Origin of the sequence: Sulfitobacter aestuariivivens (assembly GCF_014763045.1) — a bacterium.
Taxonomy (GTDB): domain Bacteria; phylum Pseudomonadota; class Alphaproteobacteria; order Rhodobacterales; family Rhodobacteraceae; genus Sulfitobacter; species Sulfitobacter aestuariivivens.
Map to the genome: position 1 here is coordinate 146,317 of NZ_JACTAG010000003.1, position 18,331 is coordinate 164,647.

At 57.3% G+C, this 18,331-nt stretch carries 17 protein-coding genes; 12 read left to right on the plus strand and 5 right to left on the minus strand.

Annotated elements, in window-relative coordinates; genetic code table 11:
- Window positions 1-8 precede the first annotated feature (8 nt).
- From parC to H9Q16_RS18620, 3 genes are all read left to right on the plus strand, one after another.
- Window positions 9-2,312 (plus strand): DNA topoisomerase IV subunit A, encoded by a 2,304-nt coding sequence (gene parC, locus H9Q16_RS18610; RefSeq protein WP_191076984.1) that lies wholly within the window; start codon window positions 9-11, stop codon window positions 2,310-2,312.
- Window positions 2,313-2,409: 97 nt separating this feature from the next.
- Entirely contained in the window at window positions 2,410-3,666 is a 1,257-nt protein-coding gene (locus tag H9Q16_RS18615; RefSeq protein ID WP_191077146.1) for a DUF898 family protein, read from the plus strand.
- The gene (locus H9Q16_RS18620; RefSeq protein WP_191076985.1) at window positions 3,663-4,769 is read left to right on the plus strand and encodes a M48 family metallopeptidase; all 1,107 of its coding nucleotides are present in this window, start codon (window positions 3,663-3,665) and stop codon (window positions 4,767-4,769) included. The genes H9Q16_RS18615 and H9Q16_RS18620 overlap by 4 nt, the downstream gene beginning before the upstream one ends.
- A 130-nt stretch (window positions 4,770-4,899) precedes the next feature.
- Here H9Q16_RS18620 and H9Q16_RS18625 read toward each other — a convergent pair whose 3' ends face one another.
- Complete coding sequence (locus tag H9Q16_RS18625) at window positions 4,900-6,261, minus strand: cytochrome P450 (RefSeq protein ID WP_191076986.1); 1,362 nt, start codon at window positions 6,259-6,261, stop codon at window positions 4,900-4,902.
- A 132-nt stretch (window positions 6,262-6,393) separates the two neighbouring features.
- Between H9Q16_RS18625 and H9Q16_RS18630 the strand changes: the two genes are divergently transcribed.
- Window positions 6,394-6,945, plus strand: coding sequence for a hypothetical protein (locus H9Q16_RS18630; protein WP_246455866.1), 552 nt, complete (start codon window positions 6,394-6,396; stop codon window positions 6,943-6,945).
- Window positions 6,946-7,066: 121 nt separating this feature from the next.
- Window positions 7,067-8,242 (plus strand): elongation factor Tu, encoded by a 1,176-nt coding sequence (gene tuf / locus H9Q16_RS18635; protein WP_191076987.1) that lies wholly within the window; start codon window positions 7,067-7,069, stop codon window positions 8,240-8,242.
- A 256-nt stretch (window positions 8,243-8,498) separates the two neighbouring features.
- Here the strand turns inward: tuf and H9Q16_RS18640 are convergent, their stop codons facing one another.
- The 3 genes from H9Q16_RS18640 to H9Q16_RS18650 all read right to left on the minus strand — a co-directional run bounded on the left by H9Q16_RS18640 (window position 8,499) and on the right by H9Q16_RS18650 (window position 11,266).
- A complete protein-coding gene (locus H9Q16_RS18640) occupies window positions 8,499-9,026 on the minus strand; it encodes a flavodoxin domain-containing protein (RefSeq protein ID WP_191076988.1) in 528 nt (175 codons plus the stop codon).
- A 291-nt stretch (window positions 9,027-9,317) separates the two neighbouring features.
- Entirely contained in the window at window positions 9,318-9,875 is a 558-nt protein-coding gene (locus H9Q16_RS18645) for an adenylate/guanylate cyclase domain-containing protein (RefSeq protein WP_191076989.1), read from the minus strand.
- A gap of 203 nt (window positions 9,876-10,078) precedes the next feature.
- Entirely contained in the window at window positions 10,079-11,266 is a 1,188-nt protein-coding gene (locus tag H9Q16_RS18650; protein ID WP_191076990.1) for a Hint domain-containing protein, read from the minus strand.
- A 245-nt stretch (window positions 11,267-11,511) separates the two neighbouring features.
- On the opposite strand from H9Q16_RS18650, the gene rplK reads away from it, so the two are divergent.
- The gene (gene rplK, locus H9Q16_RS18655) at window positions 11,512-11,937 is read left to right on the plus strand and encodes a 50S ribosomal protein L11 (RefSeq protein ID WP_191076991.1); all 426 of its coding nucleotides are present in this window, start codon (window positions 11,512-11,514) and stop codon (window positions 11,935-11,937) included.
- 1 nt (window position 11,938) lies between these two features.
- Window positions 11,939-12,637, plus strand: a complete 699-nt coding sequence (gene rplA / locus H9Q16_RS18660) for a 50S ribosomal protein L1 (protein ID WP_191076992.1) — start codon at window positions 11,939-11,941, stop codon at window positions 12,635-12,637.
- Between the two features lie 102 nt (window positions 12,638-12,739).
- Here rplA and H9Q16_RS18665 read toward each other — a convergent pair whose 3' ends face one another.
- Window positions 12,740-14,083, minus strand: a complete 1,344-nt coding sequence (locus tag H9Q16_RS18665) for a sulfatase-like hydrolase/transferase (protein WP_191076993.1) — start codon at window positions 14,081-14,083, stop codon at window positions 12,740-12,742.
- 408 nt (window positions 14,084-14,491) lie between these two features.
- Here H9Q16_RS18665 and H9Q16_RS18670 point away from each other — a divergent pair, with 408 nt between their 5' ends.
- The 5 genes from H9Q16_RS18670 to H9Q16_RS18690 all read left to right on the plus strand — a co-directional run bounded on the left by H9Q16_RS18670 (window position 14,492) and on the right by H9Q16_RS18690 (window position 18,319).
- Window positions 14,492-15,088 carry a GNAT family N-acetyltransferase gene (locus H9Q16_RS18670; protein WP_191076994.1) on the plus strand — a complete coding sequence of 199 codons (597 nt, stop codon included), beginning with the start codon at window positions 14,492-14,494 and terminating at the stop codon, window positions 15,086-15,088.
- A gap of 312 nt (window positions 15,089-15,400) precedes the next feature.
- Window positions 15,401-15,913, plus strand: a complete 513-nt coding sequence (gene rplJ / locus H9Q16_RS18675) for a 50S ribosomal protein L10 (RefSeq protein ID WP_191076995.1) — start codon at window positions 15,401-15,403, stop codon at window positions 15,911-15,913.
- A 66-nt stretch (window positions 15,914-15,979) separates the two neighbouring features.
- A complete protein-coding gene (gene rplL / locus H9Q16_RS18680; RefSeq protein WP_191076996.1) occupies window positions 15,980-16,354 on the plus strand; it encodes a 50S ribosomal protein L7/L12 in 375 nt (124 codons plus the stop codon).
- 151 nt (window positions 16,355-16,505) lie between these two features.
- Window positions 16,506-17,777: a ParB N-terminal domain-containing protein gene (locus tag H9Q16_RS18685; protein ID WP_216859502.1), complete on the plus strand. Its 1,272-nt coding sequence runs from the start codon at window positions 16,506-16,508 to the stop codon at window positions 17,775-17,777.
- Window positions 17,774-18,319: a hypothetical protein gene (locus tag H9Q16_RS18690; protein ID WP_191076997.1), complete on the plus strand. Its 546-nt coding sequence runs from the start codon at window positions 17,774-17,776 to the stop codon at window positions 18,317-18,319. Before H9Q16_RS18685 ends, H9Q16_RS18690 begins: the two co-directional genes overlap by 4 nt.
- Window positions 18,320-18,331 lie beyond the last annotated feature (12 nt).

The following is an 18,331-nucleotide window of genomic DNA, read 5'->3' on the forward strand; positions in this document are numbered from 1 at the left end:
CAGCATATATGGCTGACGTCACTGATCCCCCCAATATGGACCCCAACAATGTGTCCGAACCGCTGCGCCGCGCGCTGGGGGACCGGTATCTGACATACGCGCTGTCCACGATCATGCATCGGGCGTTGCCGGATGCGCGCGATGGCCTGAAGCCTGTGCACCGCCGGATACTTTATGCGATGCGCGAGTTGCGGCTGGCCTCAAACGGGGGGTTCCGCAAGTCGGCCAAGATCAGCGGCGATGTGATGGGCAACTATCACCCGCATGGCGACGCCGCGATTTATGATGCGATGGCCCGTCTCGCGCAGGATTTCAACGTGCGCTATCCGCTGGTGGACGGGCAGGGCAACTTTGGCAATATCGATGGGGATAACCCGGCGGCATCGCGCTACACCGAGGCGCGCATGACCGCCGTTGCCGAAGCCATGCTCGAGGGTCTCAACGAAAACGCCGTTGATTTTCGAGACAACTATGATGGCACACTCACTGAACCTGTAGTGTTGCCTGCGCAGTTCCCGAATCTTCTGGCCAATGGCTCCAGCGGGATCGCGGTGGGCATGGCCACCAACATCCCGCCGCATAACATTGCGGAGCTCTGTGATGCTTGCATCCATCTGATCAAGACGCCCGATGTACGCGATGACACGCTGCTCAACTACGTACCGGGCCCTGATTTCCCGACGGGCGGCGTGATTGTTGAGCCGCAAGAGAACATCGCCACCGCGTACCGAACCGGCAAAGGTGGGTTCCGCCTGCGGTGCAAATGGCACGTTGAGGAGCTGGGGCGCGGGCAGTGGCAGATTGTCGTTACCGAAATCCCGTATCAGGTGCAGAAATCCAAGCTGATCGAAAAGATCGCTGAAGCGATCCAGACCAAGAAAATTCCGATCCTTGCAGACGTGCGTGACGAGAGCGCCGAAGATGTGCGCATGATCCTTGAACCGCGATCCAAGAATGTGGATGCGGATGTGCTGATGGGGATGATGTTCCGCAGTTCCGACCTTGAAGTGCGCTTTTCGCTCAACATGAACGTGCTGATTGATGGGGTCACGCCACGAGTGTGTTCGATGAAAGAGGTGCTGCGAGCCTTTGTCGATCACCGGCGCGAGGTCCTGCAACGGCGTTCTGTGCACCGGATGGAAAAGATCGACCATCGGCTTGAGGTGCTCGAAGGTTTTATCGTTGCCTTTCTCAATCTGGATCGCGTGATCGACATCATTCGGTATGACGACGACCCCAAGGCAGCGCTGATGCGCGAGGACTGGGGCAAGCCGCATGTGCGCGCCACTGACGAGAAGGACTATGTCTCGCCCGCGCCCGGTGAGGGCGAATTGAGCGAGGTACAGGTCGACGCTATTCTCAACATGCGCCTGCGGTCGCTGCGGCGGCTCGAGGAACTGGAACTTTTGCGCGAACAATCCGATCTGATGGAAGAACGCGCAGGGCTTGAAGACCTGCTTGAAAGTGATGATCTGCAGTGGGACCACATCATCGGCCAGTTGCGCGAGACCAAAAAGCAGTTCGGCAAGGACTATCATGGCGGCGCGCGGCGGACGATCTTTGCCGAGGCCGGAGAGATCGAGGATGTGCCCCTTGAAGCCATGATCGAGCGCGAACCAATCACCATCGTCTGCAGCCAGATGGGGTGGATCAGGGCCATGACAGGCCACATCGACCTGACCCGGGACCTGAAGTTCAAGGATGGGGACGGCCCGCGATTTATCTTCCATGCAGAGACGACAGATCGTTTGCTGGTATTCGGCTCGAATGGGCGGTTCTACACGCTGTCTGCGTCCAACCTGCCCGGCGGGCGCGGCATGGGCGAACCCCTGCGCCTGATGGTGGACCTGCCAAACGAGGCGGCGATTGTGGGCCTCTTTATTCACCAGCCGGACCGCAAGCTGCTGGTCGCCTCCAGTTCGGGGGATGGATTCATCGTACCTGAAAACGATGTTGTGGCGCAGACCCGCAGCGGCAAGCAGGTGCTGAATGTGCGAGGTGAGGTAAAAGCACTGGTTTGCAAACCCGTGAGCGGGGACATGGTCGCGACCGTGGGCGAGAACCGCAAAGTGCTGATCTTTGGCGCAGATGAACTGCCCGAGATGGGCCGCGGAAAAGGTGTGCGGCTCCAGAAGTACAAGGATGGCGGTCTGTCAGACGCCACCACATTCACCGGTGCCGAGGGCCTGAGCTGGCTGGACCCGGCAGGCCGGACCCGCACAGAAACGGAGTTGACCGAATGGTCGGGCAAGCGCGCCTCGGCGGGTCGCATGGCCCCCCGCGGCTTTCCTCGTGACAACAAGTTCACCTGACGCGGTAGAACGCCCGGGGCCGTGGAGCACGGCCCTTGGGCGAGATGCGCCTGCCCAGCCGCAGGTGCACGCCCCAGCGCCGACGCCTCCAGACGGCATGGGTGTCGAATTTGTCGGCAAGCGTGGCGCTCTTTTCTGGCTGGCACTGAAGACAGGGTTCTTCACGATTCTGACGCTGGGGATCTATCGCTTCTGGATGAAGACCCGGCTCAGGCGCTGGTACTGGTCAGCGATACGCCCGGGTGGGCACCCAATGGAGTACGTCGGCGATCCGTTTGAAAAGCTATTGGGCTTTTTCATCGCTGTGGTCATTCTGACCTTCTACATCGGCATCGTGAACCTGCTTCTGATGTTTGTCAGCTTTTCTGTCTTCAACTCTTCCTGGGTAGGGTATCTGGCCAGCATCGCAGGTGTGATCCCGATCTGGTTTTATGCGCGCTACCGGGCACGCCGCTACGTGCTGGGACGCACACGCTGGCGTGGTGTACGCTTTGCGCTTGAGCCCGGTGCCTGGGGGTATGCAGGCCGCGCGATGCTGTACTGGTTCCTCACGATCATCTCGCTTGGCGTTCTGTGGCCGCGCATGACCTTTCTGTTGGAAAAATACCGCACGGACAGGACATACTTCGGCTCTGCCAAATTGCTGCAGGGTGGGCGCTGGCAAATGCTTTATCGCGCCGCCATTCCTTTTGTTCTCGCGCTGGTAGCGACGAGCGGCGTGGCGGCATGGTTGCTGCTGATTGACCCCGTCTGGCCCGATACGCTGTCGGATGTCGACAGGGCGATCCGCAGCGTTTACCTCCTTCTGTTTCAGGACGGGGAAATGCTATCGATGAACTGGCCAGAGCGGCTGTTTCTGATCCCGCTGTGCATGTCTGCCCTTGTTTATGGTGCCATACATTATCGATGGGCAACCAAACGCATCATGGCGAACCACAAAAGCGCGGACGGCGTGCGCTTTGCGTCAAAGATCAAACCGCCAAGGGTCACGATGATCTATGTGCTGGGCATTTCTCTGTCCTACTCCGTATTGGTTTTCGGGCTGGCCTTGCTGATCCTTCTGGTCATTGGGGCCTTGGGGTTCGACGCGGTCCTGGGCGATGACATTGCGGTGATGGCTGATATGCCGCAGTGGCTTAGCTTTGTTCTGCTTGGCGCGCTGTATCTGGGTGTCTTTTTGTTGTGGGGTGTGCTGCACAACACCTTTGTGACCTTTCCGTTGATGCGGCACATGGCCCTGACGACAACCTTGCCAACGGCATCGGGCCTGGCGCGTATCAGCCAGCGTACGCGCGATGAATTCGCTGAAGCCGAAGGTTTTGCCGAGGCATTGGATCTGGGGGCAGCCATATGAGCAGCAACCGCAGTTTCGATGTCACGGGGGCGTCTTATTTCGACGGTGATGTGCCCCTTCCGCGAAACGTGCGGACCTTGGCACTGACCGATGACGGGGCAACACTTGAGATCGAAACAGATCAGGGAACGGTGTCTTGGCCCGCCGGTTCAGTGAGGCGCGTGTCTGATATGGCCAAGCAAGGCGCGGCGATATTGCGCAGCACCACTGACCCGTTGGCCCGACTGTGCACACCAAACCCCTTTGTCGCCGCAGCTCTGCCTCGGGCGAATCGCGCAGCACCGCCGAAGGGCCGAATGCGTCTTGCGGGATGGGCTCTGGCAGCTGTTGGGGCCGTGGCCGTGCAAATCGGCATCCTGATCCCGCTATTGGCAGACAATCTGGCCGAATACGTCCCACCCGCAGGCGAGCAGGCGCTGGGCGATGCCACTTTTGAGCAAATTCGCGAGGTGCTGAGCGAAACCGGTACCAACCCAATTCCCCTGTGCGAAAATGAAAAGGGGCGCGCGGCATTGGATCAGGCGGTGGCAAAGCTTACTGATGATCGCGGCTTTCGCCAGGACATCAAAGTTTACGTGCTGGATCACAGCATGATCAACGCCTTTGCACTTCCCGGTGGCTATGTCGTGCTGTTTCGCGGCCTGATCGACGCTGCCACGGGGCCAGACGAGGTGGTCGCGGTGCTGGGCCATGAGATCGGCCATGTGATCAGCCGTGATCCCACCCGTCACGCGCTGCGCTCAGCTGGGTCTATCGGTGTCTTGGGCTTGCTTTTCGGTGATTTTGCAGGTGGGGCTGCGGTGCTTTTTCTTACAGAGCGGCTGATCTCTGCTCAATATTCCCAAGAGGCAGAATCTGGTGCGGATGCCTTCGCGCTTGAATTGCTGGCCGAGGCCGGGATCAATCCGGGCGCGCTGGGAGACTTGTTTGAAACCATGCGCCGCAAGCATGGGGAACGTGATGGGGTCGCGGCGCACTTTCTAAGCCATCCAGCGCTAGGTGAACGGATTGATGCCGCGCGTGCGGCTGAGAAAGACGGGGCAAACTATACACAATCGCTTGACGATGCGGCGTGGGAAGCCCTTCGAAACATTTGCGAATGACGTATAGGCGGAATTTGAGAAAGTCCGATCCGATGCAAGGGAAACGCCATCCTGATCGTTGATTTCATGTTTGTCTGACAAGCATGCAATCCGTGCGAACTGCTTTGATCCAAACGCTGTCGCACTTGGCTTAGATCGCCTCCGCCGTCATCCACACCCCGCCTTCCGGGCGCAGTGTCAGGATCATAACTGGCTCAGGCTCCTTGCCCTGAACGGGAGTAAACCTGAACCGTGACAGCAGGGTAGCCAAGATGATCACGGCCTCCTGCAGGGCAAAGCTCGCCCCGATGCAGATGCGCGGCCCATCTCCGAAGGGCAAGTACGCATAACGGTCTATGGCCTTGCGATCCTTGAACCGCTCGGGGCGGAAGGCGTCGGGTTCATCCCACAGCATTTCATGTCGCCCCAGCGCATAGATTGGGATCATGACGGTATCGCCGGGCAGGATCTCGCGCCCGCCCAGTGTATCCTGTTTTTGCGCGGTGCGGCTGATAATGCCGGCAGCCGGGTACATCCTGAGTGCTTCGTCGATGATCATGCGGATGAAGGGGAGCTTTTCAACGTCTTCGCCCGTGCAGGCCCGTCCCTGCAGCACGTTCTGGGCCTCTGCCCGCGCGCGGTCCTGCACGGCTTGATCGAAGCCGACCAGATACATGGCCCAAGCCAAAGTCAGCGCGGTGGTTTCATGGCCCGCAACGATGAAGGTCAGCAGATTATCACGTAGCTCTGATGTGTTCATCTTGCGCTTGGTCTTGGGGTCTTCGCCGTCCAGCAGCAGGTCCAGCAGATCTGGCACGCCTTCATGACCGCGCTTGGCGCGCGCGTCTATCGCGCCGTCGGCCATGGCCTTCATTTCCTTCAGCGCCTTGCCAGACATCAACCGACCCGGTCGCGGGATCCAGTCTGGAAAACCCAGAATGTCGAACAGGCTGATCTTACCCGCCTCCGCAATATAGTCGTCGATGGCACCGTGCACCGCGTCGCGGTCAAACGTGTCGCCACCTGAAAAAGTCACATCGCCGATGACGTCAAATGTGGTCGTGACCATCTCGTCCAGCATGTTGACCGCGCGTGGTCCGGCCTGTGTGACACGGCTGGCGGCGCGTTCGGCGGCCGCGCTCATGATTGGCGACAAATTCATCACGTTACGGTGCGAAAACACAGGCGCCGCCGCGCGCCGCTGCCAGCGCCAATGGGCGCCTTCAGCGATGAACAGCGAATCCCCGATGGCAGGTTTCAGCAGGTTCTTGGTCACCACCGACTTGGGATAATCGTCGACCCGGTCCAAGAGCATTTCGCGAATGGCCTGCGGGTCCATCACCATGTGCCAGCGTTTGCCGGTCTTGCCAGAAACCATCCTTTGCTTGACCGCAATCTGGGGAATGATGCTCAGCACGTTGCGCCGGGCTTCCTGCAGGCTTTTGAGGATGCCCCAGGGCTCCGTTACCAGCGGAACGCGTACAGGCGTCGGGGTAGGGGAGTGATCAAGCATCGCGGGCCTCCTTTTTTGGGGCGCTACAGTCTTAAGATAGGGTGCGCCTCCCCACCTGCCAACGCGGCATTTGATTGCACCCCTTTAGGGCATGAGCTATCGCAAGAAGCATCCATGCGTCCGGAGAACCTGATGACACGCCTTGTTGCCCTTTTGATGTCGTTTGCCCTGCTTGCCGCCTGCAATGGCGCCGCAGACCTTGATGATGCCCCGGTCCCGCTGGGCGATTTCAGGTTGGAGCATAATATCGCCGTGGCACCAAAGGCGCAGAAAGGCCCGCTGAGCCGAGAGGTCACCAAAGCGCAACTTACCACGGCGCTGACGGATGCAACCGCGGAACGTTTCGCGCGGTATAGCGGTGCACGCCGCTATCACTTTGGGATGAGCGTCGAAGGATATAATCTGGCCACGCCAGGCATCCCGCTGGTCTTTGCGCCCAAGTCGGTGATGATCATCAACCTGACCGTCTGGGATGATGCAAAAAACAAGAAACTGAACGAAAAACCGCATCAGATTACCGTGCTGGAATCGCTCGATCAGGGGCCGATCGTGGGCTCGGGGTATACCAAATCAGCCGAAGAGCAGCTCAAGAATCTGGCGCAGAACGCGGCCAAGTCGATTGAGACCTATCTGGTCAAGCAGAACAAGGCGGAAGGCTGGTTCATGGGGCCTGCTGCCGAATAGAAGCGCTTTACGGGCCTAGCCCTTCAAACCTGCTTGATTTTACCGCGCGCATCCCATACATCGCGCGCCAGATAGGGTTTGGGTCTCAGCTGTGAGGCCCCTCAATATAAAGGGCGCCACCATGGCAAAGGCAAAGTTTGAACGCACGAAACCGCATGTGAACATCGGCACGATTGGTCACGTTGACCACGGCAAGACGACGTTGACAGCGGCGATCACCAAGTACTTCGGTGACTTCCAGGCGTATGACCAGATTGACGGGGCGCCCGAAGAAAAGGCGCGTGGGATCACCATTTCCACCGCGCACGTGGAATACGAGACCGAGGCGCGCCACTACGCGCACGTTGATTGCCCCGGCCACGCCGACTACGTCAAGAACATGATCACCGGTGCCGCACAGATGGACGGCGCGATCCTGGTGGTGAACGCGGCCGACGGCCCGATGCCCCAGACCCGCGAGCACATCCTGCTGGGCCGCCAGGTGGGCATCCCGCACATGGTTGTCTACATGAACAAGGTCGACCAGGTGGACGACGAGGAACTGCTGGAACTGGTGGAAATGGAAATCCGCGAGCTGCTGTCTTCGTATGAATACCCCGGCGATGACATTCCGATCATCCCCGGCTCTGCGTTGGCGGCGATGGAAGGCCGTGACGAGGAGATCGGCGAGAACTCCATCCGCAAGCTGATGGAAGCGGTTGACGAATACATCCCCACGCCCGAGCGCGCGGTGGATCAGCCTTTCCTGATGCCGGTCGAGGACGTGTTCTCGATCTCTGGCCGGGGCACGGTTGTGACCGGTCGTGTGGAGCGTGGCGTGATCAACGTGGGCGACGAGATCGAGATCGTGGGCATCCGCGACACCAAGAAGACGACCTGCACGGGCGTGGAAATGTTCCGCAAGCTGCTGGATCGTGGTGAAGCGGGCGACAACATCGGCGCGCTGCTGCGTGGCATCGACCGTGAAGGCGTTGAGCGCGGACAGGTTCTGTGCAAGCCGGGTTCTGTGACGCCGCACACCAAGTTCGAAGCCGAAGCCTATATCCTGACCAAGGAAGAGGGTGGCCGTCACACGCCGTTCTTCGCCAACTACCGTCCTCAGTTCTACTTCCGCACGACGGACGTGACCGGCACGGTTCAGCTGGCCGAGGGCACCGAGATGGTGATGCCGGGCGACAACGTGTCCTTCGGCGTCGAGCTGATCGCGCCCATCGCGATGGAGCAGGGCCTGCGCTTTGCCATCCGCGAAGGTGGCCGGACTGTGGGTGCTGGCGTGGTGTCCAAGATCACGGACTAAACACGGCGGTTTTGCATCGCAAAACCAGCCGCGTGTGCGGCACGGGGTGGCAGTGCATTCCTGCATGGAATGTCACGAGCCCCCCCGCCGCAGCACCCGTTAGAGACAATAGAGAAGGCCGCTCCACACCGGAGCGGCCTTTTGCTTTGCAGCAAGTGCCGGGGTGAACCCCGGCCTACGCTCCTGGCATGGGTGCTCGCACTCATCTTGGCTGAAACAACAAAGGTAGCCCTGCACAGGGGCGGCCTTTGTGCCCTTAAACGCGCGCGTTCAAGAATGCTCTCACGCCGTCCGAGATCGCACCCCAATCCGTAAACTCGTGCTCTCCTGCGCTGGCGTCATATTCGCGCCCGCGCATTACCACATGCCGGATAACCTGCGTTGCAAAGTAGTCGTACTGTGATGTCCTGACGGCACCGGCGACCAGCAAGGTTTTGTCGGGCTTGAGGCGTGTTCGCATCAGCATTTCGGTGACATATTCGCCGGCTTCTTCCAGTCCATCCGGAAAGGCCGCACTGAGGCTGATCGACAATAACATTGTCCTGCACTGCGCCAAGTTTCCCACAAAGCCTGCCAGCAGCGCTTCGAATTTTCGGGGGTGCCGACGTTGGTGGACCGGGGCGGCAAGGATCACGGCGTCGACGCTGTCAAAGGTGACAGCTGCCGTTTCTTCTGCGTTCGCCAAGGTCGAGGTATGACCCAGCTTACTGACCTCATCGGCAACGAAAGTCGCAATCTTTTGGGTTTGGCCTTCTACACTTTCAAACAAGATGAGAACGTTCATGTGTTTCTCCCTTTTGTTGTTCCTGGCGCAGGATCGATCCGCATATACCCTTTGAACAAAGTTCCATCGCTGAAGCGTTTTTGGTCCCCTTGCACCTTCGACGTCTCCCGAAAGGGTGGCGTGGTTTTGCGGCTGGGTCGTTGTTTTAGATCAAAGTCTGTACCGCGATCCCGTCCCGAGTTCGCAAAAATCCCTTTTCGCGTCTTTATGGGGTGCGGATCATCAAGACCATGGTTGATGAGGCACAGAACCTCCACTCCGATGGTGCCTGACGCAGGGCGGATGCATGTCTCATTTCGGCAAGCCGCTTGCAATCAGGTTCGCGCGGTAGTCCTGCCAGACACGGTCATCTGACGTAACGAGGGGCCGCAGGGTGCCTGCGGATCCATCCTGTGCCAGGTCAGACCCCAACTGATCCCAGGCCGCGCCAGAGACGCAAATCCCGCCGGGGTTTGCCAGCCCCTCAAGCCGTGCAGCCATGTTGACGCCGGTGCCAAGAATGTCATCACCGTCGATCACGACATCCCCAAGATGCACCCCGATACGCAGAAAAAACTGGATGCCATCGGAAAAGGCTGTGTCGCCCGCCGCCAGCGCCTCTTGCACCGCAAGCGCACATTTCACTGCATTCACTGCGCTACTGAATGCAATCAGAACGCCGTCGCCCATAGTTTTCACTACGCGGCCCCCAACGCCCCGTGCGGCAGGTTCGACAATGTTTTGCCACAGCAGGCCAATCGCGCAGATGGCCCCATCTTCGTTCTTGCTGACAAGGGACGAATAGCCAACGACATCCGCCGCAAGAATGGCAATCAACTGCCGCTCAAGTTCGATGTCTGGATCGCTCATGGGTCCGCTGCCTCAAACGCCGCTATCTTGGATTACTGAGCAGACGATACCCGGTAATGATATATTGGCAAATCATTGCGACATCGGGAAATCCTCAAGCGCAACGATGCGCGGCGCGCGCGCACGTTGTTTGAGTAAAACGTTCACTGGCCAAAGCCATTGGGGCGAGCCTTAGGGCACTCAAAATGTCAGAAGGTTGCGTTTTACCGGCAAGGTGTCGGTCGTTGTGGCGACCAGAGACCGGCCTCGCGACTGACCGTGCGGGGTTTAAGATCGAGCGAAACCTCAGGATATGGATCGTTTCGATTGCCCAAGGCCAACTGTCCGCCCAATCCAGTTCCGCCCCTGTCGCGTCGCCTTTGCTGTCTCCAAAGGAAACGCTGCAGCTTTTGTCCCGTGGCGATCGGGCGGCATGGCCTGTGCCGCGCAGATGTCAGCGCGACTTGTGCGCCCGGCAAATCCTGAAGCACCTTTTGTGCTTCTTTGCCTAACAGAAGGCTTTCTGCTGGCGCGCCGTTGGCAAGCAAAATTATGTGTCTGTCCAGTACAATGTGAAAATATGAGATCGGCCTTTGTGCCGGAGCCAGCGAAAAACCCTCAAACGCCAGGAGCTTTTTAGCAGCCACCAATACGCCTGCGGCTCCGAACATGCGGCACGCCAACGGATCTGTCAGCAACAGCCGATGTTGTTGCGAGACGAACAACGGCGCAACTGGTTGTCCAGGTCCAAGAGCGCCAGCGGCAATGCGAACGGGCCGTGCTGCGGGGTCAACGATCTGGCGGCAAACAGAGATGGGTCGGTGACTGATCCAGCGGATCACTTTTGTGCTGCCCCCTTGAACGGTGACCTCGTCCCCTATGGTCAGCTTTTCGATCAGACGATCGCCCGAAGGTGTCGCGATGCGTGTGCCGTTCGCAAAGCAGACAAAATCGGTCTGTTGGCGATCAGCACCGGCGGGCTTTTTGTTATCAGCAACCTTGTCTAGCGTCAGCGATTGGATCGGCCGGGCCTCCATCGCCGCCTGATCGGCGTTTGCCGTCAGTTCTGGTGCCAGATAAAGATCGCCGGTCGTCGTCTGCAAAATTACAGCCGTTATGGTTGCGGTGCTGCCGTCTGTGTAGGTGATTGTCGCATCAAACAATGCGCCTGAATCCAGCGTATATTTGACCCCGCCGATCTCAAGAGTTTCGCTTGGGTCGTCGTAGTTGATCGTCGCATCGCCGTCCGCGTCGTTTGCTTTGACATCAACAATATTGTTGCGCAGCGGTGCGTCGGACGAGCCATAAGTACCAAGAAGCATTTTGGCGTTTTCTGCCTTGGGATTGGTCTCGTTGGGGTCCATGTCGGGCGCATTGCCAAGATAGATCGCGTTCCACAGATAAACTGTCATTCACCTTACCCTTATCATGCGCATGAACCCCGAATCCTCGCGCAAGGAAGTAAAGAAGGGGTGAAGCCTCGCGCGGTGCGCTGGCATCCCGTCTTGCAATGCATGCCGGACAGAGGTAAGCCGCCGCAATCGCCCCAAAGGGTGATTCACACGTGGGAGGTACGGGCATCGCGATGTCCCGACCGGACCACGCAACGAAATATCCCTTCGCGACGCGTCGCAAGGGTGTTGAAAGGAGAAGGCCAATGGCCAAGAAACTCGTCGGTACGATGAAGTTGCAGATCAAGGCGGGGCAAGCAAACCCCTCCCCGCCCGTAGGACCCGCTTTGGGTCAGCGCGGCATCAACATCATGGAATTCTGCAAGGCGTTCAACGCCAAGACCGCAGAAATGGAGCCGGGTGCACCGTGCCCCACTGTGATCAGCTATTATCAGGACAAGTCCTTTACGATGGACATCAAGACGCCGCCTGCGTCCTACTACCTGAAGAAAGCCGCCAAGGTGAATTCCGGCGCCAAAACACCCAGCCGCGAGACCGTCGGCAGCGTGACGACCAAGCAACTGCGTGAAATCGCGGAAGCCAAGATGGTGGATCTGTCCGCCAATGACGTCGAACAGGCGATGAAGATCATTCTGGGCTCCGCTAAGTCCATGGGCATCGAGGTAAAGTAAGATGGCAAAACTTGGAAAACGTACCACCGCTGCCCGCGAAGCATTTGCAGGCAAGGATGATGTGACCGTCGAAGAGGCGGTCAAGCTGATCAAGAGTAATTCAAAGGTCAAATTTGACGAGACCATGGAAATTGCCATGAACCTCGGCGTTGACCCGCGTCACGCAGACCAGATGGTCCGCGGTGTGGTCGGCCTGCCCAACGGCACCGGCAAGACCATGCGCGTCGCCGTCTTTGCCCGTGGCCCCAAGGCTGAAGAGGCCGAGAAGGCCGGTGCGGACATCGTCGGCGCAGAAGACCTGATGGAAACCGTGCAGTCCGGCAAGATCGACTTTGACCGCTGCATCGCCACCCCCGACATGATGCCCATCGTGGGCCGTCTGGGTAAGGTCCTTGGCCCCCGCAACCTGATGCCAAACCCCAAGGTTGGCACCGTGACCATGGACGTCGCGGACGCCGTCAAAGCGGCCAAGGGTGGCGAAGTGCAGTTCAAAGCCGAAAAAGGTGGTGTCGTGCATGCGGGCATCGGCAAACTCAGCTTTGACGAAGCAAAACTGGTCGAAAACGTGCGGGCCTTTGTCGGTGCTGTGGCCAAGGCCAAGCCGTCTGGGTCCAAGGGTACCTACATGAAGAAGATCAACCTGACCTCCACCATGGGTCCGGGGATCAGCATTTCGGTTGAAGATGCTGTGACTGAGTGATCGCTCACCCGTGATAACTGTAGCAAGGGGCGTCGGGCCATTCCGGCGCCCTTTTTCTTTTCTTGGTGCAGATAACCGGATCGTCGGCCGATGGATACCCGGCTACTGCGCCGCCTGGGCCACCACACGATAGTTGTATTCCGTGCAGCATGCTGCAAATGCCACCTGCATATCACCATACGCGGGGTGGCCTTCGCCCAGATTGGTGGTTTGCCACCAGTCCTTTGCCAGATCGAACAATTGGGTTGAGCCATCGCCGTATCGGATGAAGCGATACCTTCCCTTCCGGATCGCCGCGCAGTCGCCAATGAACGTTGGCACCGCGCGGTCGGGGTCCGACCCCAGTTCCATCAAAGGGCACAAGGATTTGCCGGGGCTATCTACGATCGGCGGCAAATCGAGGTAGTCAAGGATGGTGGGGCCGACATCGATTAACCCGACAGGGTCGGTGACAACCCGTGCTTCGGGGTGCGCGGGGTCGTGAATGATCAGCGGCACATTTGCCACCTGTTCCCACAATGTATGTTTGCGAAAACGATCCCGCTCGCCCAGGTGCAGTCCGTGATCCGCCACGATGACAATGAGGGTATTGTCTGCATGCCGAGAGCGTTTTATCGCGTCCCAGATCAATCCGACGTGCATATCGGCAAAGGTCATCGCCGAGAAATAGTTCCGCACGCTCTTCTTCCAGAACTGTAGATCTGAGCTGTCGAAGTTCTTGACCGTCAACGCGTTCATGAATGCGTTTTCATCAAACCCTCTGCCCCAGGCACGCGGCCGTTTGATGGCGCGCTCATTATACATTTCCTTGTACCTGATCGGCGTGATCCAAGGCCCGTGCGCCGCGCACAGACCAATCTCGCGATAGAATGGCATGTCGCCGTCATAACTCTTGAAGAACCGCCGCGCGGATTGAACGACCTGTCGGTCATAATAGGTTCGTTCCATTTTTGGATCTATGGTTCCGACACCGTCGCGAAACCCGCCGGTCAGTACGTAACTATCGCTGTCAGGTTCTTCGCCGCGCTTATGCTGGCGCAAACGCGGTGCCATGCGGTACGTTCTGCCCACATCGGAATAAAGCGTTTGCTGCACCTCGTCTGAAACAGGTCTGTAGCCCGCGATAACCTTGCCTCCCGATGAACAGAAATACCCGTTTTCCTTCATCCTGTACGGCAACAGACTTTGAAGAGGGACTTTGTCGAGATAATGCTTGTCACTGAGGGTGATGCCGGTTTGATGCGGGGATTTCCCGGTCATCATGCTGGCACGCGAGGGGCTGCAGATTGGCACCTGACAGTATGCGGAATGAAAAGCGGTGGATTGCCCGCAGATGCGGTCAAGGTTAGGTGTTTTCAGCTCTTCGCCAAAGATGCTTTTGTATTTCCAGAACGCGACGGTGTCATCAAGGCTGATGAGCACGATATTCTTGCGCGCGTGAGACATCTGGTTTCCTGTACGTGGCTCTTGGGGCAAAGCTGATCCCTGCCTTCTTGGTCAGTGCAGGCGAAGTGCTGACAACCTGCGGCCATGACCAGGCCACCTTGGGGCAATCTCACATAGGAATAAAGGGACGCAATCAAGAATTGGTGAAAATGCGAACAGGAGCGTTCGGCCAAAAATCTTTGCTCAGGCCTTCATTCACATCATGGCCACTTGCTTCGGTCAGATGCCTGTTTTTCGAGATACCGTCCATTTTTTTGGCAGCTTTGATAGATTTCTGACCTCCGTCGCGTCACCTTTCTGGAAATGCAAAAGGGGGCACTGGAAATCGCTGCATTGCAGCATTACCTTCAAATCGGGAGGACGAAACAGCTGCCGGCAACGCCGGTACCAGCCGGAAAGTCCAGAACGATGCACAGACTACCACAAAAGATGCGCCCCGAAATTCGTCGGCTTTGGAAAGCAGACGAAGACATGCTGGTCGCATACTTCCTCAAACTCGATTCAGATACGCGCCGCCTTAGATTTTGCGCGTCGGTGAGCGACACGCGCGTCGAAGCTTACGCGCGCAACCTCATCAACAGCGACGCGCTTGTCTTTGGCGCATTCCCTGACGGTAAACTGCGCGGGGTTGCTGAATTATGTATCTTGCCTGACAGCCTGCCGCGGCGGGCCGAGGTAGCGCTGCTGGTGGAACCGGATTGGCAGGACTACGGGCTGGGCGATGCCCTGCTACACAGAGTGGTGGCTGCGGCCCAAAACCGTCTGGTGCACACGCTTGAAATGAGCTGGCTTCCTGAGAACAAGCGGATGCAGGCGTTGGCTGAAAAGAACCACGCCATCATGGGCTTCGATCCTGACGATGTCGAAGCCACGCTGGATCCGCCGTCGCCGACACCTCTGTCGATCATCGAAGAAGTGGTTGCCGACTCGCGCAGCTACCTGAGGTCGATCTATCATGTGAAAGCCCCTGCTGACCCTGTGCGGCCAGAGGTGGCGCCACACTGAGCCGCGCCATGCCGGGAATATCGACCAAAACCAATGGCAGGGGTTGGAAAACGCCCCCAGAGGCGGTAATGCACCGACCAAGTACCCAAGCGCGATTCGTCGCGCTTTCGTGCTTTTCGTCCGAGACGGTGGGTGAGGACCCAAGGCCCTCATAATTCCTGCCTGAGACGGGAAGGTAGAAATTCTGTTTCCGAGCACCCGCAAGGGCGCTCTGCGCAGTGCACTCTCCCCACCCGTAAGGACCCGAAATGTCGGGGACACCCCCGGCAAAACTGAGCCGGAGGGGAAACCCTCCCTTACTGGAGTGAAACTGTGGATAGAGCACAAAAAGAACAGTTGGTCGACGAACTCGGCCAGATCTTTGAAAGCTCTGGCGTCGTTGTGGTGAGCCACTACGTCGGTCTGACAGTTGCTGAAATGCAGGACCTTCGCGCGCGTGCTCGTGACGCAGGCGGGGCCGTGCGTGTTGCCAAGAACAGGCTCGCCAAGATCGCCCTTGAGGGTAAGCCATGCGCAAGCATTGCCGACCTTCTGACGGGCATGACCGTTCTGACCTATTCCGAAGACCCTGTCGCCGCCGCCAAGGTGGCACAGGACTTCGCCAAGGAGAATGACAAGTTCGTCATCCTCGGCGGTGCAATGGGTGAGAACGTACTCGACGTGGCCGGTGTGGAATCCGTGTCCAAGATGCCTTCGCGCGAGGAGCTTATTGCTACTATCGCGGGCATGCTGGGCGCACCTGCATCGAACATCGCCGGGGCCATTGGCGCACCTGCGGCAAACATCGCTGGTATCCTGTCCACTATCGAGGACAAGGCAGCGTAAGCAACTTTCGATCGGCGTGGTGAATGGTCACACACGTTGGAACACACTTAAAAACGGAGAGCTGAAATGGCTGATCTGAAGAAACTGGCAGAAGAGATCGTTGGTCTGACCCTGCTGGAAGCACAAGAACTGAAAACCATCCTCAAGGATGAATACGGCATCGAGCCCGCCGCTGGTGGCGCTGTCATGATGGCAGGCCCTGCCGATGGCGGTGGCGACGCAGCAGAAGAGAAGACAGAATTTGACGTCGTTCTCAAGAACGCTGGCGCCTCCAAGATCAACGTGATCAAGGAAGTCCGCGGCATCACGGGCCTGGGCCTGAAAGAAGCCAAGGACATGGTCGAAGCCGGTGGCAAGATCAAAGAAGGCGTCGACAAAGCCGAAGCCGAAGAGATCAAGGCCAAGCTGGAAGCAGCTGGCGCCGAGGTCGAACTCGCGTAAGTTTTGCTGTGTGCCGGGGTGAACCCGGGCCTGCGGTGAGATTGAGAGCGGCGGTCCCGAGAGGGGCCGCCGTTTTTTTTGTTTCAATGGGTCTTGAACTTGGTGCTCCAAGCGCAGACGCTTCCAACCCATACAAGTGGGAAAAAGAACCATGACAGATCAAATTGCATTCGAAATTACCGTTTGGGAGGATGATGTCGATCTTGATGATTATGTGGAAGACATCGAAAAATTCGTTGAATTGTTTGATCCGTTGGAGCGGGAGAATTTGACTCTTCTAAGGGACCATAGAACAGGAGCGGTCTTTATCGAATGTCATATCCTCGCGTCCAAAATTACATCTCTGGGTACAACTGATGTTCCTCTCGATGCCGAAGCCTCAGCAGAGTACCGCGCCAACCGGGACGTTGTGGCAGACCACGCCGCATTTGAACAAATGCGCAGCGATGCGGTTGAGGGGCGTCGCTTCAGCAACATTGTTGCCGAATTTGACGGTGAAGCGGACGAACCACTTAAGATTATCGGAGGGCAACATCGATTTGAAGCAATCAGCGAGGCACAGGAAGAAGATGTAGACATAGAACATGGTGTGAAGGTCTACTTTCAACTCGACAACGAGCAGCGCTTAGACGTTCAAATCATCTCAAATACCAACATATCGGTTTCGAAGGAATTGCTGGACCGGATGTTTGAGACGTTGGCTGGTGCGGAGCTTCGAGATTGGTGCCAGAAGTGCGGTCTGTTAGAAAAGAAACAGGATTTTGCTGACAAACCCGGCCGTAGTAACCCAATTACTGTTAAGGAAGCACGGTCTTTCATCACCAACTACTACTTGGGCAAAGCAGTTGATTCTGCTGATTGGGCAAGTCGAGACACTACACCCCAACTGGTTGAGTCTGGCAAGCGAGAGCCAGTGATTTGGAGAGAAACCAAACAACGGCATCCGGAATTGTGGAAAGACCCGAAATTGAGGGGCGCTGGAAAGGCGTTTGCGGCTCTTAGGGCCGCTCAGATGGCCGCGTTCTATGACAACACCAAAGACAAGTATATGGGCCCGGCAGATTACCGTCATAAGGCCAAAAACTTGGCTCTACTTGCCGGCTGGGCCTTCGTCGCGGGTTGTCTTTCTGAAAATCTGACGCGATTGAAGCGCCACTATTCATTGGCGGAGAAGGGCAAGTCCAAAGATCCACTAAGAGCAGACCTATTGGCTAATGGCCGCCATTCAACCGACCCGGCGAACTATCGGGGATTGGGTTATCGATCGGATCCTAAGGAGCGGGGACGGTTCGCGGAGTTATTTTGGCTTCAAGCAGAGAAGGGACTGGGAATATCAAAAAAGGGAATTGAGTTAGCGATTCAAGAATACGAAGCGAAACAAGCAAATCTCCGAGCGCGGGCAATGCGGGACAAACTCAAGTGAGTGAATTTGAGAACTACTCGAATGAGCTGCTTCAATCTTCGAAAGAGTTCTTACTCCAAGCGAAAAATAGCAAGTCACAAGTTGAAGAGCAGCGGCTATTTAGAGCGTCTTTGACACATGCATTCTTTTTCCTTGAGTCACAATTAAATTATATTGCTTCCCATTTTGAGAATTCAGTGGAGTTTAGCACTATTGAAAAATCCCTTCTGCGGGAGCGAGATATAGCTTTGGAAAAAGGGCGGTTTGTCATTACTGAGCGTCAGAAATATTATAACCTTGAAGATAGAATAGAATTCCTCTTAGCGAGATTTGCTGAAAACCTTCAGAAATCGAAAGGAGATTGGTTTTCTAACTTAAAGACATCCATCGCAGTGCGTAACAGATTAGTACACCCAAAGAACGCCCACAAGATAACTCATGCCGATGTTGAAAGAGCGATACTTGCAGCACTCGGGTGTCTGTCCGCACTTTATCATGCTATCTTTGGGAAGCCCTTTCCACCAAGCGCGCTCGGGTTGCACCTCGGCCCAGAAACACAATGACCCGTCGTTCCC

Bases quoted from the DNA above. Each gene is read 5' to 3' on its own strand.
- parC (WP_191076984.1), top strand. From the start codon at position 9: ATGGCTGACGTCACTGATCCCCCCAATATGGACCCCAACAATGTGTCC.
- H9Q16_RS18615 (WP_191077146.1), top strand. From the start codon at position 2,410: ATGGGTGTCGAATTTGTCGGCAAGCGTGGCGCTCTTTTCTGGCTGGCA.
- H9Q16_RS18620 (WP_191076985.1), top strand. From the start codon at position 3,663: ATGAGCAGCAACCGCAGTTTCGATGTCACGGGGGCGTCTTATTTCGAC.
- H9Q16_RS18625 (WP_191076986.1), bottom strand. From the start codon at position 6,261: ATGCTTGATCACTCCCCTACCCCGACGCCTGTACGCGTTCCGCTGGTA.
- H9Q16_RS18630 (WP_246455866.1), top strand. From the start codon at position 6,394: ATGACACGCCTTGTTGCCCTTTTGATGTCGTTTGCCCTGCTTGCCGCC.
- tuf (WP_191076987.1), top strand. From the start codon at position 7,067: ATGGCAAAGGCAAAGTTTGAACGCACGAAACCGCATGTGAACATCGGC.
- H9Q16_RS18640 (WP_191076988.1), bottom strand. From the start codon at position 9,026: ATGAACGTTCTCATCTTGTTTGAAAGTGTAGAAGGCCAAACCCAAAAG.
- H9Q16_RS18645 (WP_191076989.1), bottom strand. From the start codon at position 9,875: ATGAGCGATCCAGACATCGAACTTGAGCGGCAGTTGATTGCCATTCTT.
- H9Q16_RS18650 (WP_191076990.1), bottom strand. From the start codon at position 11,266: ATGACAGTTTATCTGTGGAACGCGATCTATCTTGGCAATGCGCCCGAC.
- rplK (WP_191076991.1), top strand. From the start codon at position 11,512: ATGGCCAAGAAACTCGTCGGTACGATGAAGTTGCAGATCAAGGCGGGG.
- rplA (WP_191076992.1), top strand. From the start codon at position 11,939: ATGGCAAAACTTGGAAAACGTACCACCGCTGCCCGCGAAGCATTTGCA.
- H9Q16_RS18665 (WP_191076993.1), bottom strand. From the start codon at position 14,083: ATGTCTCACGCGCGCAAGAATATCGTGCTCATCAGCCTTGATGACACC.
- H9Q16_RS18670 (WP_191076994.1), top strand. From the start codon at position 14,492: ATGCACAGACTACCACAAAAGATGCGCCCCGAAATTCGTCGGCTTTGG.
- rplL (WP_191076996.1), top strand. From the start codon at position 15,980: ATGGCTGATCTGAAGAAACTGGCAGAAGAGATCGTTGGTCTGACCCTG.
- H9Q16_RS18685 (WP_216859502.1), top strand. From the start codon at position 16,506: ATGACAGATCAAATTGCATTCGAAATTACCGTTTGGGAGGATGATGTC.